This window comes from Serinicoccus sp. JS2-9 (genome assembly GCF_059025165.1).
Genome location: NZ_CM180091.1, coordinates 740,052 through 754,554, shown reverse-complemented (window position 1 = coordinate 754,554; position 14,503 = coordinate 740,052). Strand labels below are relative to the sequence as shown.

Sequence of the window (14,503 nt, the reverse complement as noted above, 5' to 3'; positions counted from 1 at the left end):
CTCCCCGCGGGGGCCGGGCCTTCTGGTGAGGATCGGTCCTGCTGCACCGATCCTCCCCGTCGTCGCCTGCTCCGACCAGCACATCGGCGGCGCCACCGGTGACGAGGCGATCGTGCTGGCCACCAAGCTCGCCCGCGAGCTGGTCGCCGCCGCCGAGCAGCCGGTGCTCGGCGGCGGCGTCGGCGCCCCCGGTGTCGTCGACGCCGACGACGTCGTCCGCTTCGCCCCGAACCTGGGCTGGCACGGCATACCCCTGGTCGAGCGGATGTCCGGGTCACGGCGACACCGCGACCGACTCCCACGTGGGTATGCCGGTGCTCCCGCTCGGGCTCGACGCGCTGCGGGAGCGTGACCTGGTCAGGCGCGGTCGCGAGCGGGATCGGTCGAGCGACGTACCACGAGCTCGGGGGTGAAGTTCACGTGCCGGTGCTCGTGCTCGCCGCCGGCGGCCTCCTCGAGCAGGGCCGCGGCCGCGGCGCGGCCCATCTCGCGGCACGGTTGCCGGATCGAGGTGAGTGGCACCGCCGCGGCTCCGGCGAAGTCGATGTCGTCGTAGCCGACGATCGCGACCTCGTCGGGGACGGCCACGCCCTCCTGTGTCAGCACCTGCAGCACGCCCAGCGCGAGGAGGTCGTTGGCGCAGAAGAGCGCGGTCGGGCGCTGCGCCGGAGCCAGCGCGAGGAAGCGGCGCGCGGCGTCGTGTCCGTCCTCGAACTGCATACCCTCGGTGTCGAGCACGAGCAACTCCGCGGCGGAGGCGCCGGCATCCGCGACCGCTGTGCGGGCGCCAGCCAGACGGTCCATCGACTGCGGGACGTCGCTGCTCTGCCCGACGAACGCCAGGTGGGAGTGGCCGGTCGTGAGCAGGTGCTCGGCCGCTAGACGGCCACCGAGCAGGTCGTCGACGCCCACGCTGCACCAGTGCTCGTCCTGGCCGCGCGGGGTCCGGTCGACGAAGACGACGGGGATGCCGCGCTCCACCAGGGTCCGCAACTGGGGGTTGTCCGCGTCGACCGGGGTGATGCAGACGCCGCGCACCCGTTGGGACAGGAGCGCCTCGAGGTAGTCGTCCTCACGGCTTGCTTGCTGGCCGCTGTCGCAGAGGAAGACGGTCAGCCCGGCGTCGCGCGCGGCGCCGTCGATGCCGCGGGCGACGTTGGTGAAGAACGGGTTGGCCGCGTCGAGCACGAGGTAGGCCAGGGTGCGGCTGTCTCCGGCGCGCAGCTGGCGGGCGGTGTCGTTGCGCACGAAGCCGAGCTCGGCGATCGCCTCCTCGACCCGCTCGCGCGTGGCCGGGCGCACGCTTTCGGGGCGGTTGAGCACGTTGGAGACGGTCCCGAGCGACACCCCCGCGCTTCGCGCGACGTCCTTGACGCTCGGGCGGGCCATGGCGAGCTCCGTTTCTCGTGAGGTAGGTGAAGCCTATCGGTGAAACTTTTCAGGGTGTCGGGGGTCGGGGGGGGGTTGACGGTGAAGACAGCGGGACCGTAGGTTGCATGAAACGATTCAGAGTGCAGCGCCGCCTGCTGGATCATGGCGGGCGCCGCCCACCACACGGTGATGACGACGGCGGTCGGGGTCGACGTCTTCCGCGACTTCGCCGAGATCGCCGGAATCGAGCTGCTGGAGATCGACGATGCCACGACGACGCGCGGCTTCCGCGACCAGCTGCGCTGGAACAAGGCCTACTACCGCCTCGCCCAGGGCTTCTCATCGCACGCTCTACTCTGACTGGCCGCGCGATATGCGGTGACTGGCCGCGCGATATGCGGTAACTGGCCGCGCGATATGCAGCCGCTCCGGCAAACCGCGCGCTCGGTCACGGCAAACCGCGCGCTCGGTCACGGCAAACCGCGCGCTCGGTCACGACATACCGCGCGCTCGGTCACGACAAACCGTGCGGCCGGTCAGGTCGTCAGGGGAGCGGGGCAGGGGCCGGCGGGCCGACGTATTCCGCCGCCGGACGGATGATGCGTGGGTCGGCCGTCTGCTCCAGGATGTGCGCGCCCCAGCCCACGATCCGCGCGGTCGCGAAGGTCGGGGTGAACATCTCTCGCGGGATGCCGCACTGCTCCATAACGACGCCGGCGTAGTACTCGACGTTCGTGTGCAGCTCTCGTCCGGGCTTGAGCTCGGCCAGCGCGTCGATCACCTCGCGCTCGACCTGCACCGCCAGCTCGGCCAGGGGCCCGCCAAGCGCCTCTGCGTGCTCGCGCAGCAGCGCCGCCCGCGGGTCCATCGTGCGGTAGACCGCGTGCCCGAACCCCATGATCCGCTCGCCGGCCGCGACACGTTCGCGCACCCACTCGCGGGCACGCTCCGGGCCCCCGATCTCGTCGAGCGCATCCAGGGCCCGATCGGGAGCACCGCCGTGCAGCGGGCCGGAGAAGGTGCCGATCGCGCCGCATACCGCCGACGCCACGTCGGCACCGGAGGAGGTGACGACGCGCGCGGTGAAGGTCGAGGCGCTGAAGCCGTGGTCGACCGTGCTGATGAGGTATGCCGTGACCGCCGCCGCGTGCTCGGGTGCCGGTTCCTCGCCGGTGAGCATCCACAGCCAGCTGCCGCCAGAGCCCAGGTCAGGGCGCGGCTCGAGCGGCGGCAGCCCCTGCCGGAGCCGGAAGAGCGCGGCCTGCAGCACCGGCACCGCGCCCACCAGACGCAGGACGTCGGCGCGGACCTGCTCCGGGCTGGCGCCGTAGGTCGGGGCGAACTCCTCCACCGACCCGAGCAGTGAGATCGCCGTGCGCAGCCGGGCGAGCGACGCGCGGTCCGGGCCCGAGCGGGCGATGGCGAGCAGTTGCTCCAGCAGCTCGTGCGGCAGGCGCGACGCCTCGGCGAGGGCTGTGGCGAAGGCGCCGGACTCGGCCGCGTCCGGCAGGTGCCCCTCGAGCATGAGGTGGGCGACGTCCTCGAAGGACCGGCGCCGCGCCAGCTCCACGGCGGAGTACTCCCGGAAGTGGTAGAACCCCTCCTGCCCGCGCACGTCGCCGGTCGTGGTCTGCGCGACGACGAGGCCCTTGAGGCCGTGAGGAGCGTGGGTCGCCTGCTGCTGCGATGGGGTCGTCATGGCGCGAGCGTGCCGCTAACATTGATGCAGTGTCAACGTTGATCGAGTCAACATGACGGCGGAGCGCGACGCCGGCGTGCTCACGACCGCGCAGGCCGCGGACTACCTCGGGGTCAAGGTGCAGACGCTGTATGCCTACGTCAGCCGGGGCGTGCTCGCACCTGTGCGCAGGGAGCCGGGGGTGGGGAGCCTCTTCGCGGTCGACGAGGTCCGCGCGCTCGCCGGTCGGCCGGGCCGCTCGGGGCGCCGGGGAGGTCGGTCCACCGGCCCCGCGACGAGCGACGACGTGCGCACCGCGATCACCGAGGTCGGCCCCGGCAGCCTCGCCTACCGCGGCCACGACGTGCGCGACCTGGCGGGCAGTTGGACCTTCGAGCAGGTCCGCGACCTGCTCACCGGGATCACTCTGCCCGGAGCCGACGCCGCTCTGCACGCACCGGACGCACGTTCTGCACCGACCGACCGCGCGCGAGGCGTGGACCGGCCGCACGGTCTGCACGCACCGGACGCACGTTCTGCGTCCAGGGATGCCACGGCACCGGCAGAACCATCAGCCCCCGACCCGGTGGAGCCCCTGCGCCAGCTGGTCGCGGCGCTGCCCCCGGCCACCCCCGCGCTCGACCGCCTCAAGCACGCCGTGCTGCTCGCGGGCGCGACCGACGTGGGCCGGCGCGACCGTCGCCCCGAGGCCTTTGCGCTCGCCGGATCCCGCGCTGCCACGGCGATGGCCTGCTCGGTCACCGGGGCCGAACCTGGCCCCACGCTGGCCGCGACGTTCGCGGCATACCTCGACGTGCCAGCCGAGCTTGTCGACACCGCCCTCGTGCTGCTGGCCGACCACGACCTCGCGGTGTCGACGACAGCGGTCCGTGTCGCGGTGTCGGCGGGGAGCGACCCGTCCTCCGCGCTGCTCGCGGGACTCGCCGCCGCGGACAGCCCGCTGCACGTCGGCGCCTCGGTGCGCGCGGTCGACTGGTTGCGCCCTGCCCTGCTGGACCCCCGTCGTGCCCTGGACACCGCGCTCGCCGACGGGCCGCCGCCGGGCTTCGGCCACGTCGTCTACACCGATCAGGACCCGCGCGCCCAGGTGCTGCTGGACCGGCTGCTGCCGGACTGCGCGCCGCCGGTGCGCGAGGCGCTGCTCCTGCTCGAGCGTGAGCTGCTCGAGCGGCGCGGCTGGGTGCTGACCGTCGACGTGGCACTCGCGCTGCTCGTGCTGGAGCACGACCTGCCTCGCGACGCCGGTTCGGTGATCTTCGCGTGCGCCCGTACTGCTGGCTGGACGGCGCACGCGATCGAGGAGCTGGCCGAGCCGGGGATGCGGTTCCGGTTGCGCGGGGTCTACACCGGCGCGCGGCACCCTTGACGTGGGCGTGCGGTCGGGAGAGCCAGACCGTCATCGCCGGGTAGGCCGGTGACGGTCCTGCTCCCCCGTGGTCACTCCGGCGGGCGAGGTCACAGCGGCGGCGTGGTCGCTCCGACGGGGCTGCTCAGCGGGTGGTGCGGCCGAGCCAGTTGGCCAGCTGCTCGGTGGGCCCGGCGTCCGGGTGGGGCTCGACGACCTCAACGAAAGGCATCCAGTCCTCGGAGCGGGCCGCTGCCGGGATGGTCTCGCGCGCCACGGGCAGCACCTGCTCGGCCAGGTCCGCCAAGGCCTCGCCGTCCTGCCCCGTCGCCGCGGCGAGGTCCCACCCGTGCACCAGGTGCTCCTGGACGTAGCCGCCGAGCACTGCGCGGCCCGGCATGGTGCCCCACGGCGGTGACATCTCCTGGTCGAGCACCGCGTCGTCGGCCCAGGCCTCAGAGACGCGGGCAACCCCGGCCCGGAAGGCCTCGCCGGGGCTGTCCTCGAACGCGATGTGCACCGGCTCTCCGTCGACGGAACCCTGTGCCGGGAGCACGGCGGCCCGGTGCTCCACGGCGAGCAGGTGCTCAACCAGGTCGCGGACCGACCAGTCGCTGCACGGTGTGGTCCGCTCGTGGTGAGACTCGTCGACACCGTCGATGAGGTTCGCGACCCAGTCCTGGGTGCGGGCGAGGGCGGGGCGCAGGTCTGGCTGCTCGGTCATGGCGATCTCCTTCGTCTCGGTGGCGGGCGGTTCCCCCGATGGATCCAGTCTGCGACGGCATACCTGACAGGTGGTGTCATAGTTCTCTGACATTCTTCTCCGGTATGCGGACCGAGCGCCTCCTCCGTCTCGTCGGGCTGTTGCGCGCCCATGGGAGGCTCAGCGCCAGTGAGATCGCCCGGCGGCTCGAGGTCAGCCCGCGCACGGTCATGCGCGATATCGAGGCGCTCTCCCTCGCCGGTGTGCCGGTGTATGCCGAGCGCGGCCGGGACGGGGGCTACGCGCTGCTTCCCGGCTATCGTCCGGATGTCGAGGAGCTCACCGAGGCCGAGTCGCGCGCGCTGTTCGTCACCGGTGGGGCGGGGGTCGCGGACGCCCTGGGCATAGGGCGCGACTACGAGAGTGCCCTGCGCAAGCTGGCGACCGGGATGCCGGAGGGGCGCACCGGCCAGGTCGGTCGCGCCCTGGAGCGCGTGGTCATCGACCCGGGCGGGTGGTCGGGGCGCCAGCATCGTCCGGAGCGGCTGCGCGAGCTGCTCGGCGCCGTCGAGGCGGATCGCCGGATCCGGACGGTCTATCGGGCCGCCTCCTCGGAGTGGGGCGGGCGACGCACGCTCGACCCGTGGGGACTGGTGCTCGCCGGGCAGAGCTGGTATCTCATCGCCGCTCACCGAGGCCGGCCGCACACGTATCGCATCGACCGGTTCGAGCGGGTGAGACTGCTCGATGCCCCGGCGCGCCGACCTGCGGGCCTCGACCTGCTGGCGACCTGGCACGAACTGCGCTCCACCTGGCAGCAGCAACCCAGCACGGTGGTGACGATCCGGGTCCGGCGGGACCAGGCAGATCTCGCCCGGCGTCAACTCGCGATCGCCCTGCGCGGTCCCGTCGAGCTCACCGACGACGGCCCGGAGCACGTGCGCCTCGCGGCGCCGGTGAGCTCGCTGCGCGGGCTGGCGGGCGTGCTCACCGGATTCGGGTCATGGGCTCAGGTCATCGACCCGCCCGAGGCGCGGGCGATGATCCGGCAGGTGGCTCTCGAGGCCCTCGCGGGCCACCCGGACTCCGCCTAGCCGGTGGCCTAGCCCCGGCAGCACACTGGCCTCCTACCTGGCGCCGGGCGGATCCGTCACACCAGGACGCAGCTCACGGTGCTCCTCGCCGCGGCCACGAGGGACCTCTCCCGCGTCCAGAGCTCGGCGTCGAGCCCTTCGGCGAGCGCGAGGTAGCTCGCGTCGTAGGCCGAGACGTGGTGGGCGAGTGCCAGCATTCGCCGGCGGAGTTCGACCGAGCTCGGTCGCACGAGGAGGTCGACCACGAAGGAGCAGTCGACGACGATCACGATTCGGTGCGTCTCGCGAGCTCCTGCAGCCGCGCGTCCCCGGCAGATGCGAGGGCCTACACCGCGCTCGGTGCGTCGGTGGTGGTGAAGAGGAGGTCTCCTCGCTCACGCAGGCGGCGGATGACCTCCTCACGGAGGGGCGCCGGGAATCACGCTCCATGAGCTCGCGCAGGTAGGTGTTGAGGGACTGCCCGCGGGCAGCGGCCTTCTGCCTGAGCCGATCCCGGACGGACCGGTCGACGTCTCTCACCTGCACGAGGACTCCCATCCATGCATGATGCATACCATCGGCCCACCTCTCCACGAACCGCTCATGACAGGCGCTCCCGGACGCCGAGCCGGGCCTGCTCCGCGGCGGCCCGGCCGGAGCGGTAGCCCTCCGGGTCCCAGGCCGCACGCGACCGGACCGTGCTGAGGCGTGGGAACCGGTCGGTGACCGCGTCGTCGACCTCCTGCGTGCGCGCAGCCAGGACGAGCGCCACCGAGGTGCTCGGCCCGCCCGCACCTGCGCCCGACGTCTGCTCCTCAGCAGTATCAGCTCCCGACGCAGCTAGCTCCGCGGCCGCCGCGACCTCCTCCTGTGCAGCGGCCTGCTGCAGCCGCTCGCCGATCCGCAGCGCGAAGCCGGTGAGGAAAGAGCTGCGGAACGACCGGGTCCGGGAGCCGCCTCGGGCGGTGCGGCGCGGGCCCTCGGCCTGCATCGCCGACGTGGCCTGGACGAGCAGCGAGGCATAGAGCAGCTCCACCGCCCGCAGGTCGACCTCGAAGCCGACGACTGTGCCGCGACCGATCTGCTGGTTCCACAACGCCCGACAGCGGTTGGCCTCCGCGATCGCCGACAGCAGGGTGAACTTGGGGCGGTCGTAGGGACGATCCACGCCCACCCGGGTCACCACCGGCCCACCGAGTCGCCGGTGTCGGTGCTCTGCCCGCTCGGCCTCCTCCACCATGGCCCGGTCGATGCTGTGTCTGGACATGAGCTTCTGCGCCGCGGCGGTGAAGGCGTCCGCCTCCTCCTCGAAGGTCGTGGACTCCGCCTTGGCCAGCATGATCCGCACCTTCGACAACACCCGCTGGTCCAGCTCCGCCACGGAGGAGGAGGCTCGCGGACGCGCCTCTCCCGGCACCGCCGCGATCTTCTCCAGCGAGGGCAGCAGGCCCAGGAGGAGCACCAGCAGCGTCACGGTCGAGCCGACCTCCTCCCAGCCGCCCGGCTCCCGCCGTGCCCGGGCGCTGAGGTGGTCGGTGTCGGCCTCCCACCACACGCAGGCACCGATCTCGGTTAGCTGGTCGTGCCAGCGCGGCTCCACGGTGACCGGCGCGTGCCGTGCCACGTCAGCCGCCATCGCGTCGTGCAGTAGCGCCGCCAGTCCATCCCTGCTCTGCCGGACCACCCAGCCCTGCAGGTCGGCCGGCTCCCAGCCGCGTTGCCAGAGTCGGCGCACCTGCCCGCCCAGCTCCTCGCAGTGCGCCCGAGCGGTCCTGTCGCTCCATACCGTGTCCATGTCTCCCCTCCCACGGGTCCCCTCCAGATCCGTGGCCTCACCCTGGCACGGGCGACCGACACACCCCCTCGCTCGTCCACAGGGCGCGCTGCACGGGGCCGCTGCGCCCAGCGATCGCGCTACCCTGGCACCTGGTGTCGCCCTGACACCGAGCCGGACCGGCGCCCAGCCCGGCGGTCACCACGGCGAAGGGGAGCAGATCCTCCGGGGCGTGACACGGCATACCTCGCGATCGAGGTCGGCCACGGCTGGGGTGACGCCGACCGGAGAGACGTGAGCATGACCGCCGACGCCGACCTCAAGGCCCGGGTGCGCGAGCGGATGGCCCGCACCGGGGAGCCCTACACCGCCGCCCGCGCCGCCCTGCTGAGCGCGCCCCCGCCCCGCGCGCTCGTGGCGGAGACCGACCTCGCCGCCGACAAGGCGGTGGGGACCTTCTTCGACGGGGAGCGACTGCGCTCGATCCCGACCCGTCGTCGCCCCCGCGCGGCGGTGCTCATGGAGCTGCTCACCCGTTTCGAGCGAGGTCGGGAGTATGCCGAGACCGAAGTCAACGCCCTCCTCGCCACCGCGCACGAGGACGTCGCCTCGCTGCGGCGCGAGCTCGTGGACTACCGCTGGCTGCTGCGGTCGGACGGGATCTATCGCGTCATCGACGAGGTGCCACACCGCCACCCCCACGAGGTGCAGGAGGTGCCGACCGACGAGGCGGCGCGGCTGGCGCGGGTGCCCCTGGCGCGGCGGCCCGGAAGCGAGGAGACTCGGAGGCCCTGACGGGAGGTGCGCGTGGACGTCGAGGCGATGGTGCACTCCTACCTCGCTGCCGGCGACGCCGGCGACGAGGCGGCGGTCGCGGCGTGCCTCGACGAGGATGTCGTCACGCACGCGCCCGGTGGGGTGGTGATCCACGGCGTCGACGCCACGATCGCGACCTGGCGCGCCGCCCGCGCCGGGTTGTCCGACCTGCGACACGAGGCGCTCGACGTGGTGGTGACCGGTGACGCCGCAGCCGTCCGGGTGGAGGTGAGCGGGCGACATACCGGGGACTTCCTCGGCGTCGCGCCGACCGGCGCGCGGATCCGCGTGGATCAGGCACTCTTCGTGCGGGTGGAGGACGGTCGGATCGCCGAGATGTGGGAGGTGGTGGACACCGGCTCCGGTATGCAGCAGCTCGGCGTGCTCGGGGAGCAGCAGCTCAGCCCGGGAGCCGGCTGAGCGAGTCCACCGCCGGGGGATAGCCCCACCCTGATCGGGTGGTCTCCCGGATCGCTGGTGTCGGTCGCGACGCCTAGCGTGGTGGACATGGTTACCAACGCACTCGTCCGACCCGCTCACGACCGCGTCATCGCCGGCGTCTGCTCCGGCCTCGCCCGCCGCTTCGGCATGAGCGCCGGCCTCGTCCGGCTGCTCTTCGTGCTGTCCATCCTGCTGCCCGGACCGCAGGTCATCGCTTACCTGGTGCTGTGGATCATCATGCCCAGCGAGCGCTGATCAGCGCAGATGCCACAGGCGGGCATGATGGTGGCATGACGCGGGTGAGGGTGAGCACGACGGTCGACAGCGACCAGCTCGAGCAAGCCCGACGACTGGGGGTCGGCCGGACCGACGCCTCGATGGTCGAAGCGGCGTTGGAAGCGCTCCTGCGCGAGCACAGGTCGGCGCGCCTCGACAGTGCGTATGCCGGGGCCTTCGCCCGGGCCCCGGCTCAGACGCGAGACGTCTGGGCCCACCTCGACGACTTCCTCGACGCCGCCGCCCAGTCATGAGGGCCATGTGCAAGCGCAAGAAAGGTTGGGCAGCTTGAGCGGTGAGCGGATGGGCCAGGTCTGCGCGGCCCTGGCCGTCGCCACCGACTGCGAGGTGTGAGGCCTCGCTAGCCTCGGGGTCATGGTCAACCCCGTGCATCACATCGAGCTCTGGACCGACGACCTGGAGCCGGTGGTGGAGCCCTTCGACTGGTTGCTGCCGCGGCTGGGCTGGCCCGCCGACCACGACCCGGGCTGGCCGCAGGGTCGGGTCTGGCGGCACCCGAGCGGCGCCTACATCGTGCTCGAGGAGTCCCCGGCGGTGACCGCGCCGCACGACCGGATGCGCGCGGGCCTCAACCACCTGGCGCTGCGGGTCGAGGGGCGCGCTGAGCTGGACGGCATTCGCGCCGAAGCGGGTGACCACGACTGGACCGAGCTCTTCGCGGACCGCTATCCGCACGCGGGTGGGCCGGATCTGACCGCGCTCTATCTGGAGAACGCCCAGGGTTTCGAGGTGGAGATCGTCGCCGGGTGACGGCGCTCGGCAACCACGCGCGACGCTCGGTGATCAGGGGAGGGGCAGCAGCTCTCGCGCGCCGAGGAGCAGGCCCGCCACGCAGACCACCCAGAAGACCGCGAGCCACACCGCGACCGGCACGTCGGTGAGCCCGGCCAGCTGATCGGCGTCGCTGCGCGGGCCACCAGACCCGCCGCGCCGCCGGCTCCCGCGTCGCCGTTGCCGCTGCAGCTCGACCACCGACCGCGGCGCCGCCAGCAGGAGCGCCCACACCACGAGGTATGCCGCACCCGTCACCAGCTCCCCGCTCGCCGTCCACGAGAGCGCGGCGACCGCGCCGCCCGTGACGAGCACGACCCACAACCCGTAGAGGTTGCGGACGAGCACCAGCATGAGCGCGCACGTGAGGACGAGCGCCCAGAGGAGCGCGGCGGCATACCCGGCACCGAGGAGGAAGGCTCCGGCCAGGCCGACGAGGGCGGGCGCGGGATAGCCGGAGAGCACGGTCGCGATCATGCCCGGGCCCCGCGGGCGACCGCGCGAGACGGTCACCCCCGAGGTGTCCGAGTGGAGCTGGATGCCAGTGAGCTGCCGCCCGACGAGCGCCGCGACGAGCGCGTGCCCGGCCTCGTGGACGAGTGTCACCAGGTGGCGGACGAGCCGGTAGCCGACCGGGCTCCAGGTCACGAGCAGCGCCACGGCGCCCAGGAGCAGACTGGCCTGCCACGACAGGGCCGGCTGCGTGGTCGTGGCGCGTTCCCAGAGATCGAGGAGCACGGGCCGAGCCTGCCAGTCGATCCTGCACGTCCCCTGTCGCCCGTGCCCGCTCGGCCCGACATACTCGACAGACCCACCATCGCAGGAGGTGTCCCGTGGGTGCCGCGAGCCGCTACCGCTTCCTCGCCGCGACGTACGACCAGCTCTCCGGAGAGCGGCTGGTCTACCGCGCGGGGCGGGTCGAGGCGCACGCCCAGCTCGAGGCGCGGGAGGGCGACACCGTCCTGGACCTCGGCTGCGGCACGGGGCTCAATTTCCCGATGCTCGCGGAGAGGGTCGGGCCACGGGGCCACCTGGTCGGTGTGGACGCCTCACCCCAGATGCTGCGGATGGCCCGGCGACGGGCCGATCGGCTCGACGTGCCGTGCACACTGCTCACGGCAGACGCGACCGATGCCGCCGCCGTGGCGTGGCGGCGGATCGCCGACCTTGCGCCGCGACGGGTGATCGCGACCTACACGCTCTCGCTCATGGACCCCTGGGAGGCCGCGTGGAGGCAGGTCGTCGACACGGCGCCGGGGGCCCGGGTGGCGGTCGCCGACATGGCGCGGCCGACCGGCCGCGCCGCCGCGCTCCTCCCGGCGGCGCTGCTGGCGACCTGGCTCGGTGGCGCCGACATCGACGCGCACCCGTGGCGGGCGGTCGAGCGGGACTGCTCCGCGGTCGTGCGGGCCAGCCTGCGCGGGGGACACCTGCGCGTCGTCAGTGGTGTCCTCCCGTAGCCGGGTCCCCGACGACGCGAACGGCACCTGTCCGCCCTCGGGTCTAGCGTCGTGTCCATGACGGATGAACCAGCATGGGAGCCGCCCGTGGCGGGCGACGAGGTGGCGCACCTGCTCGGGGCGCTCGACCGGCAGCGGCTGACCTTCCGGTGGAAGGTCGACGGCCTGGATGCCAACGGTCTGGCGGCCCGCGTCGGGGTCTCGCAGCTGACCCTCGGTGGGCTTCTCAAGCACCTCACCGGGGTCGAGCGCAGCGCTGCGACGCGGCGGATCGACGGCTCAGCGCTCGGGCCACCGTGGTCCGAGGTCGACTGGGAGGCCACCCCGGACTGGGCCTTCACCTCAGCGGCGCAGGACTCTCCCGCACAGCTCTACGCACGGTATGACGAGGCGGTCGCCGCCACGCGCGCCCGCTGGGCGGAGGTGATCGAGGCGGGCGGGCTGGGCCAGATCGTCGAGTGGGGCAAGCCCTTCGGCGTCGACATCAGCCTGCGCCGGATCCTCTTCGACATCCTGGAGGAGTATGCCCGTCACACCGGTCACGCGGATCTGCTCCGGGAGGCGGTGGACGGACGGGTCGGCGAGGACCCTCCGGAGGACTGGGCGCCGCCGGCCACCTGGGTGCAGCGAGGGTGACCCACCGCCGACGTGTCTGGTGAGGCTGTTGTTGTTACGAGTCGTCGTCACGTGTGGTGACGATGCTGGTAGGGCGACGCCGCCCGGCGCCGCCGACATCGGCTCTGACCAGCACATGGTCCGTGGCCGCACCACGGCGCCCGAGGGACAGACGCTCGGCCACGAGATCACCGGCGAGGTGGTGGAGACCGGCGCCGACGTCAACTTCGTCTCCGAGGGCGACATCCGCTCGGTGCCCTTCAACATCGCCTGCGGCCGCTGCCGGATGTGCAACGAGGGGCACACCGGGGTCTGCCTCAACGTCAACCCGGCTCGGGCCGGCGCGGCCTACGGCTACGTCGACATGGGAGGGTGGCTCGGGGGTCAGGCGGAGTACGTCATGATCCCCTACGCCGACTTCAACCTGCTGAAGTTCCCGGACCGCGACCAGGCGCTGGCGAAGATCTTGAACCTGACGATGCTGTCCGACATCTTCCCGACCGGCTATCACGGCGCCTGCACGGCCGGGGTGAGCACCGGGTCGACGGTCTACGTCGCGGGAGCGGGGCCGGTGGGTCTCGCGGCCGCGCACGCCGCGCAACCCTGGGAGCAGCGGTCGTCATGGTGGGCGACATGGTCCCGGACCGGCTAGGCCAGGCCGAGAGCTTCGGGTGCGTCGGGATCGACCTGTCGACCGACGGTGACCTCGTCGACAAGATCGAGCAGGTGGTCGGGGAGCGAGAGGTCGATGCTGCGGTCGACGCGGTCGGCTTCGAGGCACGCGGGCACGGCGAGGGTGCCGACGAGGCGCCCGCCACGGTCCTCAACGACGCGATGACGGTGACCCGCGCGGCTGGAGGGATCGGCATACCTGGTCTGTATGTCACCGGCGACATGATCTTGCACGACCGGGCACAGATCGCCACGGCCGTCAACGCGCAGACGATCAGCCTGGATGACGCTCCCCGGGGCTACCAGGAGTTCGACCAGGGTGCGGCGACGAAGTTCGTCATCGACCCGCACGGGATGGTCGCCTGAGCGCTCAGTCCCGCAGCAGCTCCGCCGCCAGCTGCAGCACCCGGGCGTCGATGCGGGCCAGCTCGATGATGGCGTCGGCGTGGGTCTCACGCGGCAGGTCGTTGGTGGGGAACGCCATGCCGTCCGCCCCGCCCGCCAGCCGCGCCAGCCGCCGCCGCTCGACGGGCCGGATCTCGATCAGCGTGGTGGTGTGCGCGAGCACGGCGGCCACGTGCCGCATCTCGAGCCTTGCCAGATCCGACTCCTGGGCGACCCGCTCCAGGATCGAGACCCACTCGGCGTCGTTCGCGGGCCATTCCTCGACGAGGTCCGTGATGGTGTTGAAGATCTCCTGGGCCGCCACGACGACTCCGGGCCACACCTCCTCGCGGGTGTCGTAAGGCATCGCCGCGGCCCGCTCGGCAAGGCGCCTGGCCCGGTCGTCATCGCCGTCGACCAGGGCTTGGCCCACCTTGGCGAGCAGGTTCGCGGCGGCGTCCCACAAGCCCTGCGACTGCGCCACCTCGGCCTGGCTGGAAAACGGGAGCCCGGTCTCGCGGGCGGTGAAGGCGCTGCCGCGAGCGTCGAAGGGATGCATGCCGACATCGTGCCGCACCGGTGCCGAGCGCGGCATACTCAGGTCCCATGGCGTATGACGAGGGGCTGGCGCAGCGGATCCGGGACCTCCTGACGGGGGAGCCGGGGATCACCGAGAAGAGGATGTTCGGCGGGCTTGCGTTCCTCGTGGACGGGCACATGGCGGTGGCCGCCACGGGGAACGAGGGCGTGATGATCCACGTCGACGAGCCGTTGGCGCGGGAGCTGGCGCAGCGCCAGGGGCTGCAGCCGATGGTGATGCGCGGGCGGGCCATGCGCGAGTGGGTCTACGCCGACAACGCGGTGGGGGACGGGGTGCTGGAGGAGATGGTGCGGTTGGGGCTGGCCTGGGCGCGCAAGCAGCCGCCCAAGGACGCGTGACACCCGTGGTCGAGCCCCAGGATCCCGGATGGCCCCACGGTTGGCGCAGGCCACCATGCCCCTGGACGCGCCCCACGCACCTCGGCTCGCCCCACGGTTGACGGGCCTCCCCACGGCTGCGGCCAGAGGGGGCGTCAACAAGT

The 14,503-nt window shown here is 72.6% G+C and carries 18 protein-coding genes and 3 pseudogenes; 13 read left to right on the top strand and 8 right to left on the bottom strand.

The window, feature by feature from the left end; translation table 11 throughout:
- Positions 1 to 25 precede the first annotated feature (25 nt).
- On the top strand, positions 26 to 352 hold the full coding sequence (locus AC5PYY_RS03820; RefSeq protein WP_493898466.1) for a hypothetical protein: 327 nt from the start codon (positions 26 to 28) through the stop codon (positions 350 to 352).
- Between the two features lie 5 nt (positions 353 to 357).
- On the opposite strand, the gene AC5PYY_RS03815 is transcribed toward AC5PYY_RS03820, so the two are convergent.
- Positions 358 to 1,389, bottom strand: a complete 1,032-nt coding sequence (locus AC5PYY_RS03815) for a LacI family DNA-binding transcriptional regulator (RefSeq protein ID WP_493898465.1) — start codon at positions 1,387 to 1,389, stop codon at positions 358 to 360.
- Positions 1,390 to 1,503: 114 nt separating this feature from the next.
- Between AC5PYY_RS03815 and AC5PYY_RS03810 the strand changes: the two are divergent.
- Positions 1,504 to 1,731: pseudogene (locus AC5PYY_RS03810) on the top strand (L-arabinose isomerase); the annotation flags it as partial.
- 184 nt (positions 1,732 to 1,915) lie between these two features.
- Here the strand turns inward: AC5PYY_RS03810 and AC5PYY_RS03805 are convergent.
- Positions 1,916 to 3,070: a citrate/2-methylcitrate synthase gene (locus AC5PYY_RS03805; RefSeq protein WP_493898464.1), complete on the bottom strand. Its 1,155-nt coding sequence runs from the start codon at positions 3,068 to 3,070 to the stop codon at positions 1,916 to 1,918.
- Positions 3,071 to 3,122: 52 nt separating this feature from the next.
- On the opposite strand from AC5PYY_RS03805, the gene AC5PYY_RS03800 reads away from it, so the two are divergent.
- Complete coding sequence (locus AC5PYY_RS03800) at positions 3,123 to 4,436, top strand: citrate synthase (RefSeq protein WP_493898463.1); 1,314 nt, start codon at positions 3,123 to 3,125, stop codon at positions 4,434 to 4,436.
- 124 nt (positions 4,437 to 4,560) lie between these two features.
- Here AC5PYY_RS03800 and AC5PYY_RS03795 read toward each other — a convergent pair whose 3' ends face one another.
- Complete coding sequence (locus tag AC5PYY_RS03795; RefSeq protein WP_493898462.1) at positions 4,561 to 5,139, bottom strand: TIGR03086 family metal-binding protein; 579 nt, start codon at positions 5,137 to 5,139, stop codon at positions 4,561 to 4,563.
- A gap of 104 nt (positions 5,140 to 5,243) precedes the next feature.
- Here AC5PYY_RS03795 and AC5PYY_RS03790 point away from each other — a divergent pair, with 104 nt between their 5' ends.
- Positions 5,244 to 6,212, top strand: a complete 969-nt coding sequence (locus AC5PYY_RS03790; protein ID WP_493898461.1) for a helix-turn-helix transcriptional regulator — start codon at positions 5,244 to 5,246, stop codon at positions 6,210 to 6,212.
- A 56-nt stretch (positions 6,213 to 6,268) separates the two neighbouring features.
- Here AC5PYY_RS03790 and AC5PYY_RS03785 read toward each other — a convergent pair whose 3' ends face one another.
- From AC5PYY_RS03785 to AC5PYY_RS03775, 3 genes and pseudogenes are all read right to left on the bottom strand, one after another.
- Entirely contained in the window at positions 6,269 to 6,481 is a 213-nt protein-coding gene (locus AC5PYY_RS03785) for a hypothetical protein (protein WP_493899410.1), read from the bottom strand.
- 163 nt (positions 6,482 to 6,644) lie between these two features.
- Positions 6,645 to 6,749 (bottom strand): annotated as a pseudogene (locus AC5PYY_RS03780) (FitA-like ribbon-helix-helix domain-containing protein); the annotation flags it as partial.
- 43 nt (positions 6,750 to 6,792) lie between these two features.
- Complete coding sequence (locus AC5PYY_RS03775; protein ID WP_493898460.1) at positions 6,793 to 7,986, bottom strand: DUF2786 domain-containing protein; 1,194 nt, start codon at positions 7,984 to 7,986, stop codon at positions 6,793 to 6,795.
- Between the two features lie 279 nt (positions 7,987 to 8,265).
- On the opposite strand from AC5PYY_RS03775, the gene AC5PYY_RS03770 reads away from it, so the two are divergent.
- From AC5PYY_RS03770 to AC5PYY_RS03750, 5 genes are all read left to right on the top strand, one after another.
- Positions 8,266 to 8,760 carry a DUF2087 domain-containing protein gene (locus AC5PYY_RS03770; protein WP_493898459.1) on the top strand — a complete coding sequence of 165 codons (495 nt, stop codon included), beginning with the start codon at positions 8,266 to 8,268 and terminating at the stop codon, positions 8,758 to 8,760.
- A gap of 12 nt (positions 8,761 to 8,772) precedes the next feature.
- Entirely contained in the window at positions 8,773 to 9,201 is a 429-nt protein-coding gene (locus tag AC5PYY_RS03765; RefSeq protein WP_493898458.1) for an ester cyclase, read from the top strand.
- An 87-nt stretch (positions 9,202 to 9,288) separates the two neighbouring features.
- Positions 9,289 to 9,477, top strand: coding sequence for a PspC domain-containing protein (locus tag AC5PYY_RS03760; protein WP_493898457.1), 189 nt, complete (start codon positions 9,289 to 9,291; stop codon positions 9,475 to 9,477).
- Positions 9,478 to 9,512: 35 nt separating this feature from the next.
- Positions 9,513 to 9,752, top strand: a complete 240-nt coding sequence (locus AC5PYY_RS03755) for an antitoxin MazE5 (RefSeq protein WP_493898456.1) — start codon at positions 9,513 to 9,515, stop codon at positions 9,750 to 9,752.
- A gap of 121 nt (positions 9,753 to 9,873) precedes the next feature.
- Positions 9,874 to 10,269, top strand: coding sequence for a VOC family protein (locus tag AC5PYY_RS03750; protein ID WP_493898455.1), 396 nt, complete (start codon positions 9,874 to 9,876; stop codon positions 10,267 to 10,269).
- Positions 10,270 to 10,302: 33 nt separating this feature from the next.
- On the opposite strand, the gene AC5PYY_RS03745 is transcribed toward AC5PYY_RS03750, so the two are convergent.
- A complete protein-coding gene (locus AC5PYY_RS03745; RefSeq protein WP_493898454.1) occupies positions 10,303 to 11,028 on the bottom strand; it encodes a M50 family metallopeptidase in 726 nt (241 codons plus the stop codon).
- Positions 11,029 to 11,123: 95 nt separating this feature from the next.
- Between AC5PYY_RS03745 and AC5PYY_RS03740 the strand changes: the two genes are divergently transcribed.
- The 3 genes and pseudogenes from AC5PYY_RS03740 to AC5PYY_RS03730 all read left to right on the top strand — a co-directional run.
- The gene (locus tag AC5PYY_RS03740; RefSeq protein ID WP_493898453.1) at positions 11,124 to 11,750 is read left to right on the top strand and encodes a class I SAM-dependent methyltransferase; all 627 of its coding nucleotides are present in this window, start codon (positions 11,124 to 11,126) and stop codon (positions 11,748 to 11,750) included.
- Between the two features lie 57 nt (positions 11,751 to 11,807).
- A complete protein-coding gene (locus AC5PYY_RS03735) occupies positions 11,808 to 12,386 on the top strand; it encodes a mycothiol transferase (RefSeq protein WP_493898452.1) in 579 nt (192 codons plus the stop codon).
- A gap of 100 nt (positions 12,387 to 12,486) precedes the next feature.
- Positions 12,487 to 13,403, top strand: a pseudogene (locus AC5PYY_RS03730) (alcohol dehydrogenase catalytic domain-containing protein); the annotation flags it as partial.
- A gap of 4 nt (positions 13,404 to 13,407) precedes the next feature.
- Here the strand turns inward: AC5PYY_RS03730 and AC5PYY_RS03725 are convergent.
- A complete protein-coding gene (locus AC5PYY_RS03725) occupies positions 13,408 to 13,980 on the bottom strand; it encodes a hypothetical protein (protein ID WP_493898451.1) in 573 nt (190 codons plus the stop codon).
- A 47-nt stretch (positions 13,981 to 14,027) separates the two neighbouring features.
- On the opposite strand from AC5PYY_RS03725, the gene AC5PYY_RS03720 reads away from it, so the two are divergent.
- A complete protein-coding gene (locus tag AC5PYY_RS03720; RefSeq protein WP_493898450.1) occupies positions 14,028 to 14,360 on the top strand; it encodes a TfoX/Sxy family protein in 333 nt (110 codons plus the stop codon).
- Positions 14,361 to 14,503 lie beyond the last annotated feature (143 nt).